The organism is Streptomyces sp. NPDC012510, from assembly GCF_042955065.1.
Taxonomy (GTDB): Bacteria; Actinomycetota; Actinomycetes; order Streptomycetales; family Streptomycetaceae; genus Streptomyces.
The window spans coordinates 1-17,521 of record NZ_JBIBEN010000013.1; the positions used below are offsets into that span (position 1 = coordinate 1).

Genomic DNA, 17,521 nt, shown 5'->3' on the forward strand with positions numbered 1-17,521 from the left:
TCGACCCCGAACAGCCCGCCCGAGTCATGGTCTACAGCGGCATTCCCCTGCGCGAACCCGTCGCCGTCGGCGGCCCGTTCGTGATGAACACCAAGGTGGAGATCACCAAGGCGTTCACCGACTTCCACGCCGGCGCCTTCGGCCCGGTGCCCCGCCAGGCCCGCCTCGCCTACGACCGATGACCGGACATCTGCGACACGGACCGAGAACAACCCAGATCACCAGAAGGATCAGAAGTACCAGAAGGACCAGAAACAAGAGACAGCGAACATGACGAACAAGAACACAGACATGACCCAGCCCGAGTGGGCGGCCAGCTGAACATCCCCGGAACCGGCTGATCCCAGGGGGGCGGACATGCGGCCACCGACGCTTACGTGCCGGTGCTGCCGATGCGCTCGGCGCCACGGCTGTGGGAGTGGGCGTCGGCCAGGGGTGACCTCCTCGACGTCGGCGATCTGTGGGCGGGGCGCCGTGTCCGTACTTCGCCGACCTGGCCGCACTCGGGTCACGGGGAGAAGTGGGCGGCCAGAGCCGGATCGTACTGACCGTCCATCAGGACGAAGAGCATGCGAGCGGGTGCACCGCTGCGGTTCGCCCACGCGTGGTTCGTTCCGCGCTGGATGACCACGTCCCCCGTCTTGAGGTCTGTCTCGCTGTCGTCGAGGATCAACGTGATCTCCCCTGAGATCACGACGGCGTAGTCGACCGTCTCCGTCCGGTGCATCCCGGGGTGGCGTGCTTCAGAAGCCTTCGGGGTGACGTCCGTTTCTCCCATCTCCCGGAACGTCTCACGCATCTCTTCGGCCGACCTCGCGAGGAACGTCTCCGAGTCGGGCGGGTAGTCGATCATGCGGATGACCGTGCCGTTCGAGGGCGGTTTGATCTGCAGCGGGGTGTCGGTCGGATCCGGGCCGTTGTCGATGACCACCGGAGTCGACGTGGTGTTCCAGAGCTCGTAGAACACGACGCCGGGAACAGTCTGTATCTCGAAGACGTTGGCCGGCGGGCCCATCGACGTCACGATGGCCGTCCCTCCGTCGTGTCCGGTGATGACCCGGGTGGGGGGTGTGGGCATGACTCTCGCTCCTCTTGATGGGTGGTGCCTCGTCACGTCTGCGGGTCCTCGTCCGAAACGTGCCGCTGGGCTCGCAGGGGTTGGACTGGATCGCCGTTGGTCACGCGGTTGCTCAGCTCGCCCAGGAGCTCGACGGAGAGTGTGACCTCGTCTCCGGCCTGAAGGGGCGGAATGCTGTCGATCCCGTTGCGCCCCCACAGTTCCGCCAGGCAGCCGCTGCCGCAGGTGCCCGAGCCGATGATGTCCCCGGGGAGGACCCTGGTTCCGCGGCTGGCGTACGCCACCAGTTCCTCGAAGGACCAGTACATGTGAGACAGGATGTCGGTGCCGACGACGTTTCCGTTCACAGCGGCGGACATCGTCAGGTCGAAGGAGGTGCCGCTGCGTCGGCTCTCCAGTTCGTCTGCCGTCACGAGTGCGGGTCCCAGGGTCGTCGCGGTGTCCTTCCCCTTCGCCGGTCCCAGATGGAGCTGCATCTCGCGCCACTGCAGGTCACGAGCGGACCAGTCGTTCATCACCAGGTAGCCCACGATGTGGTCGGCGGCAGCCTCTGGTGACAGATTCCGGCCTTCACGACCGATGACGGCGGCCACTTCGAGTTCGAAGTCGAAGCGTTCGCATCCGGGTGGCAGCGGAACGTCGTCCCTCGCCCCGATGACTGAGTGCGGGTTCGAGAAGTAGAAGGTGGGGATCTCGTACCACAGCGCGGGAACGGCCGCGTTCTCGACGGCGATGGCGGCCGTACCCGACACATGCTGTTCGAAGGTGACGAAGTCCCGCACAGCGGGGGGTTGCGGAATCGGTGGTGCGAGCGACACTGCGTCCAGTCGCAGGATCTCTCGCGGATCCCGCAGGGCGGATTCACCGGCCGAGCGAAGGCGCGTGCCGTCATCACCCAGCAGGTCGATCAGCCGCACTCCCTCGTCGAGTCCGTGGACGACACCGTCCTTGAGTACGCCGACTCGTTCGCCCTCACGGCTTCTGTACGTAACGAATTGCATCGTCAACGGGCTCCTCTCTGTGTACGGTCACCGGCGCAGCCTGACGATGCCCTCCGCGAGCTCGTCCAGGCGCCCCGCACCGGCGAGCGACATGGTTCTGGAAAGTTCGGTTGTGAGGATGTCGAGCGCGCGCTGCACTCCGGGCCTGCCGCCTGCCATCAGCCCGAAGAGGTAGGACCTGCCGATCAGGCAGGCGCGGGCCCCGAGGCCGACCGCCGCTGCGACATCGGCGCCGGACCGGACACCGCCGTCCATGTACACCTCCGCCTGGGACCCGACGGCCTGAACGACTTCACCGAGGGCCTCCAACGGCGTGGCGGCGCGGTCCAACTGCCGGCCGCCGTGGTTCGACACGATCACCGCGTCGGCTCCGGCCGACACCACGCGGCTCGCCTCCTGAGCGCTCAGCACTCCCTTGACGACCAGCGGGCCGTCCCAGATCCGGCGCAGCCACTGAAGGTCCTCAAGCCTGGCACCGGGGTTGAAGATCCGGTTCACCATCGCCGACGGCTCACCTTCCGTGCTGGTCAGCGCGGCGAACGTGAGGGGCTCGGTCGTCAGGACGTTCCACCACCATGCCGGGTGGCGCGCCAGGTCGAGCAGGGTCCGGGCCGTGAGTGCGGGCGGGATGCTGAAGCCGTTGCGGGCATCACGGAGCCGGGCTCCGGCGACCGGGGTGTCTACGGTGAGGACGAGCGCCCGGAATCCGCTCTCGGCCGCGCGGTCGACCAAGGCGCGCGTCGTCGCACGGTCCTTCCAGAGGTAGACCTGGAACCACCGGTCGGACGCCGGCACGGCGATGCGCTCCGGAGGCATGGTGCCCAGCGTCGAGAGCACATAGGGGATGCCCGCTTCGGCAGCTGCTGCAGCCGCTGCGAGCTCGCCCTCGTGGTGCATCATGCGGGTGAAACCGGTGGGGGCCAGGATCACCGGCAGGGAGGAGCCCGAGCCGAGCAGGCTGGTCGACAGATCGGGGGTCTCCAGGCCACGCAGCACCCGGGGGAGGAACTCCACCCTGGCGAAGGACTCGAGCGCACGGGCGGCGCTCACCTCGGACTCGGCGGCGCCGTCGACGTAGTCGAACACCGCGCGCGGAATCCTCTTCCTGGCCAGTGCCCGGAGGTCCTCGATGGTCGCGGCTCGCTCCAGCCGGCTCCGGCGGCTGACGCGGGGCATCTGCAGCCTGAGTAGTGGCCGGATCTCACGAAGCCTGGGGACGTGTCTGGAGACATCGGCCGACGTACGGACGACCACTCGAACCTCCTACTGTTGACATGCGACCGGCATGTCCATCAGGTCTGGGGCGACTGTGCCCGGATGTGCCAAGGATGAGGATGAGGATGAGGAGCAGCCCCTCGATGTCCAGTGAAAGGATCTGCTACGCCTCCAGTTGCCAGGTTGGTCCGTGATGGATGATCAGCATGCTCGGGACGGGTCCGAAGAGGGTTCCCGCGCCGCCCACAGGCGCCATGAGGACCGCGTCGAGACTCCAGCGGGCGCCGGCCGGCCGCGCTGAGCCGCGACACGCTCACGAACCGGGGGTGATCGCGGCCCCGGCAGGGCCGATGAGCGCGGCGGAGGTGACCCCGCCGAATCGCCTACTCTCCCTGGACATGACGAGCCGCTCGGACGTGCGGCCGACCGCGGACGGCACAGCGCCGGCAGACGACGTCTGCACGGTCAGTCGCTGCCGACCGCGGTGTGGAGTGCGACTCCTCACTACGTTGGCCCAGAGGTGCGGGATGTGCGGCGGAACGGCCCCTCGCGGCAGGTGCCTCGTCAGCTCGGAATCACCGGCACGAGCAGGTGCGAGGCGTGCTCGCCGCCGGAGTGGACGGTCGCACCCTCCGCGCTCTTCCGGTCGGCCGGGTCGTTGTGGGCGAGCCTCGGGTGGAGGTCGTCGTCGTTCGTGAGGAGCTGCAGCTGAAGCCGCTGCCCCGGCTCGAGCGTGAGCGACGTCGGCCAGAACTCGACCTCCAGCAGCGTCGGCACCCCCGGCTCGAGGGGCTGGAGTTCGTCGTGGGTGTGCCAGGGACGGTAGGGAAGGCTGCGCTCGGGATCGAGCTTGCGGTGGGACGCGCGCAGCCAGCCGATCGCCATCGGCACCGGTGTCAACTTGCCGTGCGGGCCGATCGCGGGGATGCGTTCACCGTTCACGTCGTACTGTTCCAGCCGGACGAAGGCGTCGAGGTCGTCCGCCACGTGCGAGACCCAGAGCCGGAGCGCGACCGGACCGGTCAGCTCCAGGCGCTCGGTCGCCACGAAGTCGAAGGTGGCCGGATACGGCAGCGTCTCCTCCGTCGGTGCCTCCCAGTCCAGCGTCTCCTTGTGGAGGTAGAGCCGGCGCCACTGGGCCCGGGCCAGGGGCCACTCCTGCTCGTCACGCCACTCGGTCTCGTGTCCGCGGCGGATCGCGAGCCGCACGGGCGGGACACCGTCCATCGCCGTCTCGTCGCCCTTGAGGAAGCGGTCCAGGAAGCGCGACTGCAGCTCTTTGCCCCAGTCCGAGTAGTAGGGGTCGATGTGGGAGCCGACGTGGACGACCAGCCACTTGTGCTCCGACGCCGCGCCGAGCCAGCCCTCGATGTTGCCGCGCAGGTGCAGGTGGATGGAACCCCAGTTGCCGGCCGACAGCACCGGCACGGTCACCTGTGACAGATCGACGGTTCGTTCGCGGTACCAGTCGTCGAGGAGTTCACGCGACCTCAGCTCCGCGGGCAGGTCGGAGAAGTCCTCGGAGCTCCGCTGGGGCTCGATCTGCGTCTGCCACCAGCCCTCCTGGCCTCCGTTGGCGTAGATACCGCCCTGCCTGCCGGATTCGCGGTACCAGTCGGTGAGCCCCTCCCACGCCACCACCGCGGCGAGGTGCGGCGGCTGCAGCGCCGCGACACGCCAGCCCATCACCGCGTACCACGAGATGCCGCTCGACGCGACCTTCCCCGTCGACCACGGCCGGGTCCCGCACCACTCGATCACATCGTAGAAGTCCTCGATCTCCTTGGGGCTGTCGAGGTCGAGCCGCCCGGGCGACTTCCCGCTTCCCCTGGTGTCGGCGCGGACGACGGCGTATCCGCGCGCTGTCCACCACTCGGGGCTGGGGGTCTCCCACACGGCGTGGTCACCTTGGTCGGCGACCTCGTAGAGCGGGTAGCGCTCCGGCCAGTGCACGTCCTTCCCGTACGGGCTCATCGAGGCGATCACCGGCACCGGCGCGTCGCCGTCGGGCCGGAAGACGTTCACGGCGATCAGCGACCCGTCGCGGGTCTCCACCATGACATCCCGTTGTATCTGCATATCGCTTCGCTCCTTCTGCAAGTCAGCGCAAAACGTTGGTCTGTTCGACACGGCACCGGAGGCGGGGCGCATCAGCGCCTCCTCATCCAGCCGCATCCGTCCGCGTCCGGAAGTCGGGGCGCAGGAAGTCGAAATCGCACCCCTGGTCGGCCTGGAGAGCGTGCTGGTGGTGCAACCACGCGTAGCCACGCGGAGGCTGGGGCGGCGGCACGGCACTGCGCCGGCGGGCGAGTTCCTCCGGGCTGAGCACCACCCGGATGGTGCCCGCCGCCACGTCCAGCTCGATCTCGTCTCCGTCGCGCACCAGTCCGAGCGGGCCGCCGACCGCGGCCTCCGGCGTGACGTGGAGGACGACCGTGCCGGTCGCGGTGCCGCTCATCCGTGCGTCGGAGATGCGCAGCATGTCGCGCACACCGGCCCCGCGCAGCTTGGCCGGTACCGGAATGTGGCCGACCTCGGGCATCCCGGGCGCCCCGATCACTCCCATCCCGCGCAGCACCAGCACGCTGTCGGCGTCGGCCGGGAGATCGGGGTCGTCGATGCGCGCGTTGAGATCGGCGAGTCCCTCGAAGACGACCGCGCGCCCGCGATGCCGCTGCAGCCGCTCGTCGTGGGCGCCGGCGACCTTCAGGACGGCACCACGCGGGGCGAGGTTGCCGTGCAGGACGACGAGGCCGCCGCGGGACGCCAGCGGGACGCTGCCCGCGATCGCCTGGTGGGACGGGAAGTCGCGGCCGTCGAGGTGCTCCTTCCAGGTCCGGCCGGTGATCGTGACCGTGTCGAGGTGCACCTGGTCCCGGATGCGGTTCAGCACCGCGGGTATTCCGCCGGCGGTCTCCAGCGCGGCCAGTGAGTACCGGCCGCTCGGCCGCACGTCGGCGACGTGGGGCGTCGTCGCCGACCACTGAGAGAATCTGCGCATGCCGAGGACGTGGCCCGCTCGGCCCGCTATCGCCTCCAGGTGGATGACGGCGTTCGTCGAACCGCCCAGGGCGTTGACCGCGCGGAAAGCGTTCTCCAGTGACTTCATCGACACCAGCTCACCCGGGGTCCGGCCGGCTCGCGTCGCGGCCACGATCGCCTCTCCCGTACGGAAGGCCAGTTCCTCACGGACGTCGCTCGTCGCCGGCGGCAGCGACGATCCCGGGAGTGCGAACCCGAGCACTTCCGCGACCGCCGCCATGGTGATCGCGGTCCCCATGACGTTGCAGGTGCCCACGCCGCCGATCGCCCAGCGTTCGAGCTGCGCCCACTCCTCGTCACCGACCTCACCGGTACGGCGGGCCTCGCACACCGGCCAGATGTCGTCGATGGTGAAGTTCTCATGCCGGCCGAAGGACGTCGGCGTCCGAGGTCCCGCGGTCAGCACGGCGGCCGGCTTTCCCGCGCTCAGCGCTCCCATGATCTGTGCCGGAACCGTCTTGTCGCATCCCCCGACGAGCGCCACTCCGTCGACGGGAGAGCCCGCGATCATCTCCTCGACATCCATCGAGAGCAGATTGCGGAGGTAGAGGCTGGTGGGGCGGGTGAAGGGCTCGGAGACGGAGATGGTCGGGAAGGCCAGGGGCAGACCACCCGCGGACCGAACACCTTCCTTGATCCGCTCGACGAGCGCCGTGGTGCCCAGGTTGCAGGGGTTCAGGTCACTCGCGGACGTGGCGATCCCGATCACCGGTGACCGCCGGACGTCCTCAGCGCCGAGACCCGTCCCGCGCAGAAACGCCCGGTGGAGCATTCCGTCCTGACCCGGGTCCCTGAAGGCCGCTCCCCCGTCGCGGCTCACTCCGCGTTGCGACATGGCCCGCCTTTCAGGATGAGCATCCCGATGCTATGACGCAGATATCTCAACAGATTCCGCTCCCTTGAAGCCTGGAGAGCCCGTTGGCCTGGCCGAGGCAGGCAGCACGGCTCCGTCGTGGAGGCCGGCATCGGTCCCGGTCGCAGCTGTCGCTGGGCTGTGCAGTGATGTGGGCTACCTGACGCGATGCAGCAGATCCCGGCCGGCCGACCAGCGTTCGAGCTGCTCGATGACCAGGGCGTCCGCCCTCCGCTCCCAGCCGGCCGCCGCGCCGCCCACATGGGGGGTGAGGATGAGGCCGGGCATGCGCCACAGACGGTGATCGGGCGGGAGCGGCTCGGGATCGGTCACGTCGAGGACCGCGCGGACCTGCTCCCGCTCGAGCGCGTCGGCGAGCGCGTCCGTGTCCACGACGGGACCACGCGAGACGTTGACGACGATGGCGCCCTCCGGCAGGCGGGCGAGGAACTCGGCGTCGACCAGCCCTCTGGTCTCCTCGGTCAATGGCGTCGTCAGCACGACGACGTCCTGCTGGGGCAGCAGGGCGCGCAGGTCGGCCTGGCCCAGCACGCCGTCCCGGGCCGTGCGGCCCACCAGCGTCACTCGAGCGCCGAAGGCCTCCAGGACGGACGCCACCGTACGCCCGATGTCCCCGGGGCCGACGACGACCGCTCGCCGCCCTTGGAGGCCGGCCCTCGGCTGCGCACGCCACGTCCCTTCCCACTGCTGCCGGAGCAGTTCGGGGTGCCGGTGCAGCAGCATGAGAATTCCGGCTACGGCGACCTCGGCCGTCGACGATCCGTGCAGGGTCCGGCCCGCGCAGAGCGCCACGCCGGGCGGACAGACCGTTTCCCAGGTCTCGAATCCGGCGGACATGAGCTGGATCGCCTCGAGGCCGGGCATCAGCGCCAACCGGTCGGCGCTGAAGGGCTCGATGCGGTACGGCGCCAGGAGGAACGACGTTCTCTCGATTCCCTCGGGTGCCGGCGTGGTGCCGTCCCACACGATCAGGTCGGCGTACCGGTCCGCTCCGAGCTCGAGGAGACCGGCGCGCCGTTCGGCATCAGGGACACAGACGGTGCGCGTGGTCACGCCGGCCCCAATCCACCGTCGACGGGAAGGACGGCACCTGTGGTGTAACGCGATCCGACGAGGCCGAGGACCGCATCGGCAACATCTGCCAGAGCGCCGCGCCCTGCCGCCGGGGCGTGCTTCAGGACGTGGTCGCGAACCTCCGTCCGGCCACGGGTGCGGTCCGTCTCGATGTGGCCCGGCGCGACCGCGTCGACCCGGACGGCTGGGCCGAGCGCCACAGTCAGACATCTGGCCAGGTGCTCGAGTGCGGCCTTGCTCACCGCATACGGGATGCTGCTGCCGGAGACGGTCGTACCCGCAACAGAAGTCACCTTGACCACCGATCCCTCCGCCTCGTCCGGAAAGGACTCGGCGGCTCCGATCGGATGCCACGGCGCCGGCGGATTGATCCGCCGTATGCGCTCGATGAACTCGGGCGTGCCCGCCCGCAGGTCACGACGGGGCACTGGAATGCCGATGCCCGCGTTGTTGACCAGCAGGTCCGGCCGCCCGAAACCACGCGAGCACAGCGCGACCAGTTCGTCGGCCGCGGCGACCTCCGCTCCGATGCCGTCCGTGGCCCTGCCCCGATGGCCACGGGCAGGCTGGTGAAGCCGACAGCCATGACGACGCCTCCCTTCGACACCTGTAATATATTTCAAAGATCTCACTCATGTCCACCGTACGAAAAGTAGAGGTTCCGGCGGGGGTGGAGCCACGTCCCCTAACATGGAGTCCTGCTCACTACCTGAGATGAGGGGAGGTCACATGGGTGAAGGTCCAGGCAGCAGAAATCGCTCCGCTGGCATATCTCAGGATCGCCGGTCCCAGACCGAGCGGATCCGGGACGAACTGCGGCGCCAGATCCTGCGAGCGGAGCTTCCTCCCGGCGGGGTCGTCATCGAGACCGGGCTCGCGCAGCAGTACGGCGTCTCGAAGACCCCTGTGCGCGAAGCGCTCCAGCTGCTGGCGGTCGAGGGGCTGGTCACGGTGCTGCCCCGCAAGGGGTACATGGTCACCAGCCTGAGCTACCAGGACATCCGCGAGGTCATGGACCTGCGTCTACTGCTCGAGCCGCCGCTGTTCGCCGCTGCCGCACGCAACGTCAACGCCGACTTGGTGGTCGAGCTGCGCGACCACATGGCCCGGCAGTTCGCCGCGGACGCCGACCTCGGCGCCCGCGTCGACGCGGCCGCCGGCTTCCACCTGGCCTGTGTGCGGGCCTCCCGGAACGGACGGGCCGTCGGTATCGTCGAGCGGCTCACCAACGAGGTCTGCCGCCTTCACCATCTCGTGCCCGGGATCGAGGACCACATCCGTTCCGACGACGAACGCGCGGCACACGAAGCGGTCTCCGACGCCATCGCCGCGGGAGACGCGAGCCGCGCGGAGACCGCGATCCGTGACCACCTGCTGGAGTCGAACGCCACGATGATCCGCGAGTACTTCACCGGTACACCAATGGGCTCAAGATGAGACGGTGACCACGGATCGCACGTTCTCCGGCCCGCACAGCGCGCCCGGTGTGGGACCCGGTGCCGCCCGTCCTGACCCAGTGGCACATCGTCGTCACGACAGATCTCCGCGGATACGGCGGCATCAAGCCCCCTCCCGGGCGATGCCGAGCATCTGAGCCACTCCAAGCGGAGCATGGCCGAGGGCCAGACCGCGGCGATGAGATCACTCGGATCGAACGGTTCGCCGTCGTCGGGCACGATCGCGTGATCGCCGCCCCGATTAGTGCATTGCTAGTGCATGAATGCACTAGCAATGCATATTATGGCTGTGCGGGATCGCCCACATGACTCCCGCGCCGGATGTTCGCCACCGCGCGGCCTTCGGCACTTCGGGCGAAACTCCACCTCATCCTCGACGGCCGCAGCGATTCAGCCTCGACCCGAAACCCGCCAGCCCGCGGCGCTTCAGAAGCCGTCCGTGCGGCTGAACCGAATCGATGAGACACCCCTCACCGGAGACGCTATGACCAACGCCCTTGAACTCACCGGAATGTCCCACCGCCACGTCGACCTCGGCGAGATCAAGATGCATGTCGCCGAGCTCGGCACCGGCCCTGCCGTGCTCTTCCTGCACGGCCATCCGGCACTGTGGCTCACCTGGCGGCACCAGATGGCCGCCATGGCCGAGGCCGGCTACCGGGCCATCGCCCCGGACCAGCGCGGCTACGGCGACACCTCCATCCCGAGCGGTGTCCAGGCGTACGACATCGAACACCTGTCAGGCGACGTGGTGCGACTGCTGGACGCGCTCGACCTGGAGCAGGCGGTCGTGGTCGGGCACGACTGGGGTGCGCTGGTCGCCTGGTACACGGCACTCATCCACCCGGACCGGGTCCGGGCCGTCGCCGGGCTGTCGGTCCCCTACGTACCACGCACTCCCGTACCGCCCACCCAACACTGGCGCGAGACGATGGGCGAGGACTTCTACATGCTCTGGCTCCAGGAACCCGGAGTGGCCGACGCGCTTTTCAACGCCGACGTCGAACGCGCGCTCAACGGCCGCTGGATCCTGGACCGCGAGGGGTGGCGCAACGGTCCGGCCACCAATGCCCTCACCTTCCGCTCCCCCGAGGATCACCAGGTGGTGACTGCCGCGCTGAAGCGGAACGGCTGGACCGGGCCGCTGAACTGGTACCGCAACTTCGACCGCAACTGGGAGCTGCTTGCCCGCTACGACGGGCGCACCGTCGACCAGCCCGCCCTGTTCATCGGCGGCGAGAAGGACCAGGTGCTGCGGTTCATGCCACCGTCGCTGATGGACGGCCACGTCACCGACCTGCGCGGCGCCGACATCCTGCCCGGGGTGTCGCACTGGATCCAGGAGGAGGCCCCTGATCAGGTAAACCGACGTCTGCTGGACTTCCTGGCGGGGCTCTCGGGCCAAACCTCCGACTGACCGGCGTCGGGCGGAACCGGCCCGAAGTACAGCTTCGCCGACGCTTATCCGTACTTTCGGCCGGTCCCGCGATGTGCTTCGGCTTTCTAGCCTGAGCATCATGCATACAGGGGTTCGGCCGACAAGGTCGGCTGGGAGGGTGTTCAACGCAGGGCTCGGCTTTGTGTTCGCCCTCGGGATCGTCTTCACCACGTTCATGCTCATGGGCAGTTGGGGCGGAGCGTCCTGGGTGTTCGGCTCCGCCGTCTCGATCACCGTGGGCGGCCTCACGCTGATGCGCGAGCGGCAGAAGGTGCTGACCGCGGTCGCGAGCCTGGCCGTGACCGCCCTCGCCGTGGTGGTGTCCCTCATCAGCGATGAAAGGCTGCCGCAGGAGCCCGCCCCCATCACGGCGCTGGCCCTGTCGGTGCACGTTGCCTACGCGATCAGAACGCTGCCGACACGATCGGCCGCCGGGATCGCCGTGGGCGGCGTCGCGGTGACCGGGGTCACCTGGTTCGGCGGATGGAGCGGCGTGACGAGCCTGGCCACGATGGGGATGGTCGCCGCCCTCGTGGCGGGGCCGGCGTTGCGCTGTCTCGACCGTTGCCCGGGCGCCAACTCCTCTGCGTCGCAGGGGTTCTGGGCCGATTCGCGGCGGTCGTAGGGGCCGGAGAGCTGTGGACGCGGTGAGCGCCGCCCAGTCCGCCGCCAGGACCTCGGAGCCGCCCGGCATCTGGCCCGCGGCGCCGCCGAACAGCGCGGATCGCGGGCGGGAATTCGCTAATCTGATCAACGTGATCATTCCGGGCCGATGGTTCAGGGGCATCTCGACCGTCGGGCTCGGTGTCGTGTTCCTTGCGGCGATCGCCACCCAGTCCTTCGCCCTCGCGCAGACCTGGGGGGCAGCGTCCTGGGTTCCCGGCGCCGCCACCGCCGTGGTGTTGTGCGCGCTGGCGCTGATGCGTCATCGGGAGCCGGCCTGGACGGCGGCCGTCGGCCTCGTCGTCACGGCGCTGGCGGTCCTCGTTCCGCTCCTGCCGGGCACCCGGTTCCCCGCCGGGCTCGGACCCGCCGTCGCCCTGGGCCTGGCGGTGCTCACCGGTTCCGCCGTCAGGTTGTTGCCGATGGTGAGGGCCGGGGCTGTCGCGAGCGCCGGACTGCTGGTGATCGCCGTTCAGTTCGCCGTCCGACCGCCGTCGGCGGTTCCGGCCATCGCCGCCGCGGCCTGGCTGGTCTCCGTCGGCGTCGGGCTGGCGCTGCGCAGGTACGACGGCAGAGCGAAAGCCGCAGCCGAAGAGGTGCGTCGGGCCGAACGGCTGGCACTCGCCCGGGAATTGCACGACATCGTGGCCCACCACATCACAGGGATGCTGATCCAGGCGCAGGCCGCCCATGTCGTCGCGCGGCGCGCCCCGGAGAAGGTGTCGGACTCGCTGAGCGAGATCGAGACCGCCGGGTCCGAAGCCATGGCCGCGATGCGCCGTGTCGTCGGGCTGCTACGCGACACCGACGATGCCGCAGCCGCCTCGCCCGGACCGGAGGGGCTGAGCGCGCTGGTCGAGCGCTTCAGCCGCCAGGGACCGCACGTGCGTCTGAGCGCGCCGGACGACGACACGGACTGGCCGCCGGAGGTGACCAGCACCGTGTACCGCATCGTTCAGGAGGCCCTGACCAATGTTCTGCGGCACGCACGGCACGCCCGTGCCATCGACGTCACCGTCGGCCACGACACCGAAGCCGTTACCGTCGAGGTCACCGACGACGCCCTGCCGAACTCCGCCCGGCCGCACCACCGCGGGGGGTACGGTCTCATCGGGATGCGCGAGCGCGTCGAGACGCTCGGCGGCTCGCTGTGCGCCGGTCCCCAACCCGGGGGCGGCTGGTCCGTGCGGGCGACCCTGCCTGTTCCCGCCAAGGAGCCTGGATGACCATCAAGGTCCTGCTCGCCGACGACCAGGCGATGATCCGCCGAGGCCTGCGGCTGATCCTGGAGGACCAGCCCGACATCGCCGTCACCGGGGAGGCCGCGGACGGGGCCGAGGCGATCGCGATGGCCAGGCAGTTACGGCCGGACGTGTGCCTGGTGGACATCAGGATGCCCAAGCTCGACGGCATCGACGTCACCCGCGCGCTGGCCGGTCCGGGGGTGAGCGATCCGATCCGGGTCATCGTGGTCACCACCTTCGACCTCGACGAGTACGTGTACGGCGCCCTGCGTGGCGGCGCGGCGGGATTCGTCCTCAAGGACGCCGGACCCGCCCTGCTCATCGAGGCAGTCCGTGCCGCTCACAACGGCGAGGCGCTGGTCTCGCCGTCGGTCACCCTCCGGCTGCTGAAGCACCTGAACCGGACCGAGACGATGTCCCGCGGCCGTGCTGGGCAGTCACCCCCGTTGTCCGGACGGGCACTTGAGGTCGTGCGTGCCATCGCACGTGGCCGCACCAACCAGGAGATCGCCGCAGAACTGTTCATCTCCCTCAGCACGGTCAAGAGTCACCTGTCGGGGATCCAGAACAAGCTCGGGGTGCGCAACCGGACCGAAATCGCTGTCTGGGCCTGGGAGAACCGGGTCGTCGAAAGCACCTCCGAGTGAACCGCTCCCAGGGTCGTGGCGCTTTCCCCCAGCTCACATGCTGTCGGACAGACCCGCGGTGAACCCGGGCAACTCCCGACGGGCGCCGCGGGGATGGCCCCTGCGGCGCCCGGACCGCGCCGGTTCACAAGCGGATCAGCTCACTCTGCGTCGGATCCGCCAGAGGCCGAAGCCGGTGAGGATTGCGCTGAGTGTCAGGTAGATCGCTGTCTCCAGCCACTGGAACGCCCAATAGCGGTTGCGGGGGTGGTAGCGGACGTCGACGTGGAGATCGTACGTGGCCAGGCACACCGCCGCATCGCCGAACGTGCCGCCCGCGCCGGTCCTGGGCGGGGAGTCGATGCAGTCGTTGAACGTGGTCCCGTCGAGCGTCTTGCCGTCGGCGGTGCGCAGCGGGCTCGTCTCGGCGATCCACGCGTCGGGCGCGCCCGGGATCCTCACCCCCTCGATGACGGAGCCACCCGCGATACTGCCCAGGCTCCGCGCCTCGTTGATCGCCTGGGCTGACATCGGCAACGTGGCCTTGTCCGCCGGCATCAGGCCGGGGCGCACCATGGTGGGGAAGAAGAACTGGAAGGCGAGGAAGACGACGAGTGTCACAGCCATCGCGGGCAGGGTCCGGCGCAGCAGGAGCCCGACGACGGTGCCGAAGGTGCAGGCCAGCGCGGCGTAGCCGATCGGGACGATGTTGCGCGCGCCGAATTCGAAGGTGCTGAACTGGCTTCCGCTGACCTCGTCGAACGGGTGTGCCGCCCAGGTGAGCAGGGCAGCCGACGCACCGGTGAGGAATATGGCGGCCAGGCCCACGAGCAGGACCTTCGTGAGGAGCCATCGCGGGCGGGTGACGCTCTGGTTCCACACCAGGCGGTGGGTGCCGTTCTCGAGCTCCCGGGCGATCAGCGGCGCGCCCCAGAACGTGCCGATGACGGCGGGGATCAGGCCGAGCCCGGCCGCGAGGAGCAACAGCGTGTCCTTGTGGGCGCTGAGGAATCGGCTTCGTGCCCGGGCGCATTCGGCCGCACTCTGGCAATGGGCTCGGTAGACCTCGTGACCGTCGCGGATGTCCGCGCCCAGGTGGACCAGATACGCGGTGACAAAGGCCAGCGCGCCGACGCCGACCAGCGCCTGGACTCGGAACTGCCGCCAGTTCAGCCACATCATCGCAAGGGCCCCCCGGCTGCGGAGTCGACCCGGGCCCCGGGCACCGCGGCCGCCCGGGTCATGTAGGCGAGAACGAGTTCTTCGAGCGAGACCGGCTCAACGGGGTACGGCAGCGACGCGGGCGGGATGTCGATGCGGACGACCGCGCTGCTGTGTTCGCCACCGTGCTCAACGGAGATCACTTCGACCCCGGCGGGCAGATGGTCCGACTCGCCCCGAGGCACGACGAGTCGGGCATGCCCGGCCAACAGGTCCCGGGTATCGCCGGCCACCTGCACCCGTGAGTCGCACAGGACGACGAGGTAGTCGCAGACCTGCTCGATGTCGCCGAGCAGATGAGAGGAGAGCACGGCGCCGGCGCCGAGTTCGAGCACGAACTCCATCAGGTTCCGCAGAAACCCCTTGCGGGCCAGCGGGTCCAGAGCCGCCGCCGGCTCGTCGAAGATCAGCAGCTCAGGCCGCTTGGCCGCCGCGACGGTCAGCGCCAGCTGCGCGCGCTGACCACCCGAGAGCCGCCCCGCTCTCTGCAGGGGGTCCAGACCAACCTGACGGATACGCCGCTCGGCCAGGGCGTGGTCCCACGCGGGGTTCATCCTCGCGCCGAGCTTCATGTGTTCCGCCACGGTGAACGAGCCGTACACCGGAGTGCTCTGCGCGACGAAGCCCACCCGGGCCAGGTGTGAGGCGTTCGCCGCCGGACGCGATCCCAGCACGGACAACGACCCGGATGTCGGCTCGATCAGCCCGCAGGCCAGGTGCAGCAGAGTCGACTTACCGGCCCCGTTCGGCCCGACCAGACCGATGACACGCCCGGAGGGGACGGTGAAATTCACGTCGCTCAGGGCCGGCCTGCCGCGGCGGCCGTATTTCTTCGTCAGGCCCTCTGCTTGGATTACCGGAGGGAAATCTGCATGTGACATGCCCTCATCCTGGTTTTACGCGCCTTTCCCGACACCGGCCCAAAGTACGGTCCCGCTGTCGGCGACCCTACTTTCGACCGGCTCGACGCCAGAGGATCGGCACCTGCCCAGGGTGCGTCCCACCTCTTGCTCTACCTATCGACTTTCGATAGATTCCCATCGCGATTCGATGGGAGGATGGGTCATGGGAAAGCTGACCGTGGGTGCGCTGCGCGCCGTACTCGTGGTGGTGCTCGCCGGCACCGTGTTCGTGCAGGCATCGATGGTGTGGGCGTTGGCCACCGACCCGGAGGACGGGTCGCTCCCGCTGACCCCGCTGCGCCTGGTCACGATCCTGGGCATGGTGTCGGCCCAGGTCGCCGGGGTGTGCGTGTGGCGGCTGGTGACGATGGTGCGACGTGGAACCGTGTTCTCCCCCGTAGCCTTCCGGTACGTGGACCTCGTGATCGGTTCGATCGTGGCGGCTGCTCTGGTGTGGTTCGCGGTCACGGCCCTCAACGCGCCCAGCCAGCGGGCCGACCCGGGCGTCACCGTCATCATGGCCGGGGTCGGCGTGGCCATCCTGGGGGTCGCGCTCATCGTGCTCGTACTGCGGATGCTGCTCGCGCAGGCCGTCGCACGCGACGGCGAGGCATCCGAGATGCGGGCCGAGTTGGACGAAGTGATCTGATGCCGATCGTCGACGGCATCGGCGTGACGCCGTCATGCCGGCCAGACGGCCAGACGGCCAGACGGCCAGACGGAAGTAACTTGGAGAGCGGGAAGGGGTGCAGCGGAGGACCGGCCCGTCGACCGGGAAACAGCCGGGGGGTGGAAACAGCCAGGGCTCGAGAAGGCCCGGACCGGAGGGTCTCCGGCCTGAGCCTTCCGCGCTTGCTGGAGTGGATGACCCTCCCGGGAGTTACCTCACGTCGACGTGGTCCGCCGCGGAGGCAACCGCCGGGGTGGTGGACGTGCCGGCGAACGAGTAGCGGAAGTAGCCGTCCGCCGTGGCCTTCGTCGTCGTCCTCAGGTTGCCCTTGCTGTCCGTCGTGACGGTCTTGAGGGTCTTGTAGGTGCTGGTGCCCTTCTTCTTGAACTGGAGCTTCACCGGCTGCTTCGTGTAGCCCCCGTACTTGTACGTCTCCCAGTTGGCGCGGGTCAGGGCGCCCGTGACGGTGATCGTCCTGTTCTTCGTCACCGGTTCCGGCGAGGCGTTGACCGTCAGCCTGGAGTTGCGCAGGACCTTCGCCTTCGCGGCGGAATCCTTGGTGATGTGGTCACCGTCGTTGGCCAGGGCGTGGGCCCTCACGGTCCAGGTCCCGGCCGTGGTGTTGTCCTGGGGGTCGATGCGCGGGTTCATCTCCAGTGTGTAGGTGCAGGTGGTCGTGGTGAAGCTGTGGTGCACGCACGTGCCCGCGATGTCGTCGGGCGTCACGAGACCGTGATAGTCGCCGTTCGGGAGGGGCGTGTGCCACATGACCGGGAAGGTTCTTCCGACCTCGATGCCCGAGTCGTCCGTGGCGGTCACCGCGATGGTGAACGTCTTCACGCCCGTGGTCCCCAGGACGATGTTCGTCCCTCCGTTGACGACCACCTTCGTGATCCTGATGTCGCCCGAGACCTCGTCTGCCTGGGCGGCCCCGGGAACCGCGAGCGCGGACAGGGCGAGGGCCCCGGCGAGGCCTGCCACGGTTGTGCGGTGATGCATGAAGCGTTTCCCCCGTG

Annotated in this window: 17 protein-coding genes; 7 read left to right on the top strand and 10 right to left on the bottom strand. The window is 69.1% G+C overall.

Annotated features, from left to right (window positions below):
- The coding region (locus ACFY9I_RS23900) for a pirin-like C-terminal cupin domain-containing protein (protein WP_391004795.1) at positions 1-182 on the top strand (182 nt) is incomplete at its 5' end.
- A 326-nt stretch (positions 183-508) separates the two neighbouring features.
- Here the strand turns inward: ACFY9I_RS23900 and ACFY9I_RS23905 are convergent.
- The 7 genes from ACFY9I_RS23905 to ACFY9I_RS23935 form a co-directional block, all read right to left on the bottom strand.
- Positions 509-1,078, bottom strand: coding sequence for a cupin domain-containing protein (locus ACFY9I_RS23905; protein ID WP_391004797.1), 570 nt, complete (start codon positions 1,076-1,078; stop codon positions 509-511).
- Positions 1,079-1,110: 32 nt separating this feature from the next.
- Positions 1,111-2,079, bottom strand: a complete 969-nt coding sequence (locus ACFY9I_RS23910) for a fumarylacetoacetate hydrolase family protein (RefSeq protein WP_391004799.1) — start codon at positions 2,077-2,079, stop codon at positions 1,111-1,113.
- A 27-nt stretch (positions 2,080-2,106) separates the two neighbouring features.
- Entirely contained in the window at positions 2,107-3,255 is a 1,149-nt protein-coding gene (locus ACFY9I_RS23915) for an alpha-hydroxy-acid oxidizing protein (RefSeq protein ID WP_391004801.1), read from the bottom strand.
- A 603-nt stretch (positions 3,256-3,858) separates the two neighbouring features.
- On the bottom strand, positions 3,859-5,373 hold the full coding sequence (locus tag ACFY9I_RS23920; protein ID WP_391004803.1) for a CocE/NonD family hydrolase: 1,515 nt from the start codon (positions 5,371-5,373) through the stop codon (positions 3,859-3,861).
- Positions 5,374-5,455: 82 nt separating this feature from the next.
- Positions 5,456-7,171: a dihydroxy-acid dehydratase gene (locus ACFY9I_RS23925; protein ID WP_391004805.1), complete on the bottom strand. Its 1,716-nt coding sequence runs from the start codon at positions 7,169-7,171 to the stop codon at positions 5,456-5,458.
- 174 nt (positions 7,172-7,345) lie between these two features.
- Positions 7,346-8,263, bottom strand: coding sequence for an NAD(P)-dependent oxidoreductase (locus ACFY9I_RS23930; RefSeq protein WP_391004807.1), 918 nt, complete (start codon positions 8,261-8,263; stop codon positions 7,346-7,348).
- Positions 8,260-8,916 carry an SDR family oxidoreductase gene (locus ACFY9I_RS23935; RefSeq protein WP_391004809.1) on the bottom strand — a complete coding sequence of 219 codons (657 nt, stop codon included), beginning with the start codon at positions 8,914-8,916 and terminating at the stop codon, positions 8,260-8,262. Before ACFY9I_RS23935 ends, ACFY9I_RS23930 begins: the two co-directional genes overlap by 4 nt.
- A 97-nt stretch (positions 8,917-9,013) precedes the next feature.
- Here ACFY9I_RS23935 and ACFY9I_RS23940 point away from each other — a divergent pair, with 97 nt between their 5' ends.
- The 5 genes from ACFY9I_RS23940 to ACFY9I_RS23960 all read left to right on the top strand — a co-directional run bounded on the left by ACFY9I_RS23940 (position 9,014) and on the right by ACFY9I_RS23960 (position 13,733).
- The gene (locus tag ACFY9I_RS23940) at positions 9,014-9,721 is read left to right on the top strand and encodes a GntR family transcriptional regulator (protein ID WP_391004811.1); all 708 of its coding nucleotides are present in this window, start codon (positions 9,014-9,016) and stop codon (positions 9,719-9,721) included.
- Between the two features lie 504 nt (positions 9,722-10,225).
- A complete protein-coding gene (locus ACFY9I_RS23945) occupies positions 10,226-11,158 on the top strand; it encodes an alpha/beta fold hydrolase (protein ID WP_391004813.1) in 933 nt (310 codons plus the stop codon).
- 139 nt (positions 11,159-11,297) lie between these two features.
- The gene (locus ACFY9I_RS23950) at positions 11,298-11,804 is read left to right on the top strand and encodes a metal transporter (RefSeq protein ID WP_391004815.1); all 507 of its coding nucleotides are present in this window, start codon (positions 11,298-11,300) and stop codon (positions 11,802-11,804) included.
- Positions 11,805-11,934: 130 nt separating this feature from the next.
- Positions 11,935-13,068 carry a histidine kinase gene (locus ACFY9I_RS23955; RefSeq protein WP_391004817.1) on the top strand — a complete coding sequence of 378 codons (1,134 nt, stop codon included), beginning with the start codon at positions 11,935-11,937 and terminating at the stop codon, positions 13,066-13,068.
- On the top strand, positions 13,065-13,733 hold the full coding sequence (locus ACFY9I_RS23960) for a response regulator (protein WP_391004819.1): 669 nt from the start codon (positions 13,065-13,067) through the stop codon (positions 13,731-13,733). The genes ACFY9I_RS23955 and ACFY9I_RS23960 overlap by 4 nt, the downstream gene beginning before the upstream one ends.
- Positions 13,734-13,868: 135 nt before the next feature.
- Here ACFY9I_RS23960 and ACFY9I_RS23965 read toward each other — a convergent pair whose 3' ends face one another.
- Positions 13,869-14,894 carry an ABC transporter permease subunit gene (locus ACFY9I_RS23965; protein WP_391004820.1) on the bottom strand — a complete coding sequence of 342 codons (1,026 nt, stop codon included), beginning with the start codon at positions 14,892-14,894 and terminating at the stop codon, positions 13,869-13,871.
- Positions 14,891-15,727 (bottom strand): ATP-binding cassette domain-containing protein, encoded by an 837-nt coding sequence (locus ACFY9I_RS23970; protein WP_391004822.1) that lies wholly within the window; start codon positions 15,725-15,727, stop codon positions 14,891-14,893. Before ACFY9I_RS23970 ends, ACFY9I_RS23965 begins: the two co-directional genes overlap by 4 nt.
- Before the next feature lie 271 nt (positions 15,728-15,998).
- Between ACFY9I_RS23970 and ACFY9I_RS23975 the strand changes: the two genes are divergently transcribed.
- A complete protein-coding gene (locus ACFY9I_RS23975) occupies positions 15,999-16,484 on the top strand; it encodes a DUF2975 domain-containing protein (protein ID WP_391004824.1) in 486 nt (161 codons plus the stop codon).
- A gap of 231 nt (positions 16,485-16,715) precedes the next feature.
- On the opposite strand, the gene ACFY9I_RS23980 is transcribed toward ACFY9I_RS23975, so the two are convergent.
- Complete coding sequence (locus ACFY9I_RS23980) at positions 16,716-17,504, bottom strand: calcium-binding protein (RefSeq protein WP_391004826.1); 789 nt, start codon at positions 17,502-17,504, stop codon at positions 16,716-16,718.
- Positions 17,505-17,521: the final 17 nt, after the last annotated feature.